A 3,525-nucleotide genomic window follows, 5' to 3' on the forward strand; every position below is an offset into this window, starting at 1 on the left:
GGCAAAAGCGAGACGGAACTGATCCGAGAAGCCATGTTAAACCTAATAACCTCGCTCCATCTGCGGAATAGACAGATTGGATCAAAATGCACCACCACAGGTGGGCTAAAGCAGAACCGAACCTGAAAACGCCGGCGCAACCACGACTGCCTGAGGAGGTCCGGCTACGGCGGCCGCTGATGTCATCGGAGGCGGATGCCGCTGAAGAATCGGGTGGTGGTGGCAAAGGTCGAAGGTCTGAGTTTAGACCAACACAGGCCTCCAAGATGGCGCCGCCTCGTGCGCGACTATGAGCAGCGCATCGACGTCTCTCACGCCATGATCCTTGTCGCTATGGGCGGCAATCTCATCCGCAGAAACGCTCACTGAATTTCAAAACAAAGAGGACTCTTAGGTCGCTATTCGCCGTACCGGCTCTCCAGCGCGTTGGCAATTCGCTCGCAAAGCAATTCGGAGGTCACGACTGTGAGGTGGAGACGAAGGCGAACTCCGTGCGTATCAACTAGGGTAGTGACAATACCTCGATCGGAGTACTCGGTGAGGTCGAGAACATCGTTGATGATGAAGTCTGGTGTTTCGCGGAGCCTCTTAGGGCGCTCATCCACCGGGTTCTCCTCCTAATCCAGGTTCAACGGTTGTCAACTGATCGGTGGCCTTCCAGGTAGGCCGAGCCGAATTCGCTGGCCTTCGGCGTAGCTCTCGGCAGCGGCTTGAGCGTCGAAAAAATGCCGAGTTAATTTGCCATTTTCGACGACCTGGACAATCCATTGGCTGTCAACATTTTTCAATCGCACGTCGTTCGGTTCTCCGGCAACCACCTTCGTCTTCCGTTTCAGCAATCAAGAACTAGGAATGACAGTGGAAGTCCTAAGCCGCTGTACCGCTCTGTAGGCAGCAACATCCCCCGACGTGATATTCAAATCCAGATTTTCTGACAGCAGGTCATCGCCACGCGATGGCAATCCCTGCATTCAGTCAGAATGCTCGACGCTCTGGAATGAAGCGCGCCCTGGTCAAGGGCGCCCTTCGCATCGGCGGCAGGCTTTGATCCCGTAGGTGCGGACCTAGGCACTTTGGAAGGAGCCGCCGATGAGTACCCGCTGAGCCAACACTGGTGTGCGACTACGAACGACCCATCGACGTCTCCGAAACCATGATCCACGCCGCCATGGGCAGTCTCTTGATGCGCAGAATCAGCCAGCCATTGAACCAATTCCCAAATGGACTCTCAGCGAGTTGAGAGCGGGGCTTTATGACGCCTTCGCACGCAGATCACTGGGCGTGACGTCCAAAGGTATTGGGCAGAAATATGGGCGTCCCCCCGTGTGTTGCTTCAACTCCGCCTTTGCCCGAATTATGATTTCTGGATTGCGTATGCAATCTGCCGCCGTAGAAGCCATGACTTTGGCAGCCAATAGCATCCCCTTGTGGGCTGCAGGCAGATTGCCCTGGGTGACGAGCTGCCAAGAGTGGAAGGGCGTGCCAATGGCGAAACAGGCTGTTTGACACTGTGCGGTGGGTACGATCCAGCTGACGTCGCCCACGTCTGTCGAGCCCATCTCGAATTGGTCTGTCCCCAACGGTATCAGGCTATCGTGCAAGATCTTGTTCTTCAATGAAACATCGCGCCCGGCGACGCTTGCCAGCGCGCCTTCATCCGTCAGCGCCATCTTGCGAAGCTCCTGGGCGAACTCATAGTCAGCTCTGTCAAAGGGGGGTGGGCCGACACGGCGCATGTTCTCATACATGACATCATACAGCGCTTTGTTGGGCAAAAGGTTGGAGTAGCCGCCAGTGATTTGCATCTTAACAGATGTCTCGGTCATAAGCGCAGCACCTTCTGCAATCTTTTGCACGCGCGCGAACAACTGTTCAGCATCTTGCCAGTTCGGAGAACGAATAGAATACGATGACTCGGCATACGCCTGCACGACGTTAGGGAACTCACCGCCGGCGTTTGTAATGGCATAGTGAACGCGAGCGTTTGAGGGCATGTGCTCGCGCAAGTAGTTGACGCCAACATTCATTAACTCGACTGCGTCGAGCGCGCTGCGCCCCAAATGTGGATCCGACGCCGCGTGCGCTGCGCGACCGGTAAAGGAGAAACGAGCCCACTTTGCAGCGTTGCAGGATTTTGTCAAAACTTCGTTCACCACTGCTGGGTGCCAGCAGAAGGCAACATCAAGATCGTTAAAAGCGCCGGCTCGAGCCATAAAGGCCTTACCCCCTCCAGCTTCTTCTGCCGGGCAGCCGTAAAAGCGCACTCTACCTTCAATACGTTCGGCTGCGAGCGCATCCTTTAATGCAACTGCTGCAAGCGCTGAGCCAGCGCCGAGAAGATTGTGCCCGCAGCCATGACCTGGTCCACCCGCGGTCGAGCTGGGTTCAGTTGCACTCGAGACTTGAGCAAGGTCGGGAAGCGCATCGTATTCGCCGAGGATGCCAATGATGGGGCTGCCCTTGCCGAACTCGGCGATGAAGGCGGTAGCGATGCCGCCGACATTCCTGGTGATGCGAAAACCTTCGCGCTCCAGCATAGCGATGTGCTCTGCAACCGAGCCATGCTCCTCAAATGCTAATTCTGGCATTGCCCAGATGCGGTCGCTTAAGGCGCAGTAGTCGGCAGCTTTCGCATTCACGCAGCGGACGATTTCATCAAGGCTGAGAGGGTCGTTTTGCATAATTTCTAAGTCCCTTGAGGTTATGGCTAACTGTTCGGAATGGCCGTATCCGGAAGCGTTTACAGTCCTTGGCAATTTCTCGGCTTTTCCGGCGATCCCGCCAATGTGCGCGGGCCACGAGGTAGGCCCGGTAGGCCGTTCTGCGCACCGACTGCATTTTCGAGAGTCGAGATGCCCCCGACCGGGAGGTCAGGTCAACTTCCGATGGTGACTGATAGCTCGTCGCCACGATTCAATACTCGGTCAGCTCAGCCCGCAGTCCAGCAAGTTGCAATCGATTTGCGTCGAGGTTCGAAACTTTCCTCGGTCGTCCCTTCGATCCTCATAACCAGTCGACGAGAGTCGGCCGGTGATCTTACGCAACGACTTAGCCGGGTAGCGCGAAGCGAGGGTCGAGCATGTCACGCAGGCCATCACCGATCAAATTGACAGCCAAGACTACAGCCACGATTACGAGGCTTGGGTACAATATTAGGTACGGCGCGATCAGAGCAAACGACCGGCCTTCGGCGACGATATTGCCCCAACTTGGGTTCTCAGGAGGAACCCCGACACCCACAAAGCTCAGGTAGGCTTCATAAAGAATAGCCAGGCCACAGATATAGGTTGCTTGCACGGCGATTGGGGCCAACGCGTTCGGCAAGATGTACTTGAACAGTAGCCGCAGAGGACTAGCGCCGTAGGACCGAGCCGCCTCTATGAAGACCTGCTCGCGAAGCGTCAGCGTCAAGCTTCTAACCAATCTTGCAACACCGGGCACTTCCGGTATCGCCAAAGCCAGGATTACGGTCAAGACCCCGCCACCGAAGATCGTCGCCAAGGCAATGGCGAGCAGGATCCCCGG

General features: G+C 56.3%; 2 protein-coding genes and 1 pseudogene. 1 reads left to right on the forward strand and 2 read right to left on the reverse strand.

Going from position 1 to position 3,525, the window contains the following annotated elements; translation table 11 throughout:
- Window positions 1–264: 264 nt before the first annotated feature.
- Window positions 265–369, forward strand: a pseudogene (locus EOA38_RS30955) (IS5/IS1182 family transposase); the annotation flags it as partial.
- An 881-nt stretch (window positions 370–1,250) separates the two neighbouring features.
- Here the strand turns inward: EOA38_RS30955 and EOA38_RS30965 are convergent.
- Together EOA38_RS30965 and EOA38_RS30970 are read right to left on the reverse strand one after the other, a co-directional pair.
- Window positions 1,251–2,681, reverse strand: a complete 1,431-nt coding sequence (locus tag EOA38_RS30965) for a M20 family metallopeptidase (RefSeq protein WP_127301014.1) — start codon at window positions 2,679–2,681, stop codon at window positions 1,251–1,253.
- A 367-nt stretch (window positions 2,682–3,048) separates the two neighbouring features.
- The coding region (locus EOA38_RS30970; RefSeq protein WP_145966141.1) for an ABC transporter permease at window positions 3,049–3,525 on the reverse strand (477 nt) is incomplete at its 5' end.

Origin of the sequence: Mesorhizobium sp. M1E.F.Ca.ET.041.01.1.1, assembly GCF_003997355.1 — a bacterium.
Taxonomy (GTDB): Bacteria; Pseudomonadota; Alphaproteobacteria; order Rhizobiales; family Rhizobiaceae; genus Mesorhizobium.

Coding starts and splice junctions, on each gene's coding strand:
- EOA38_RS30965 (WP_127301014.1), bottom strand. CDS start 2,681: ATGCAAAACGACCCTCTCAGCCTTGATGAAATCGTCCGCTGCGTGAAT.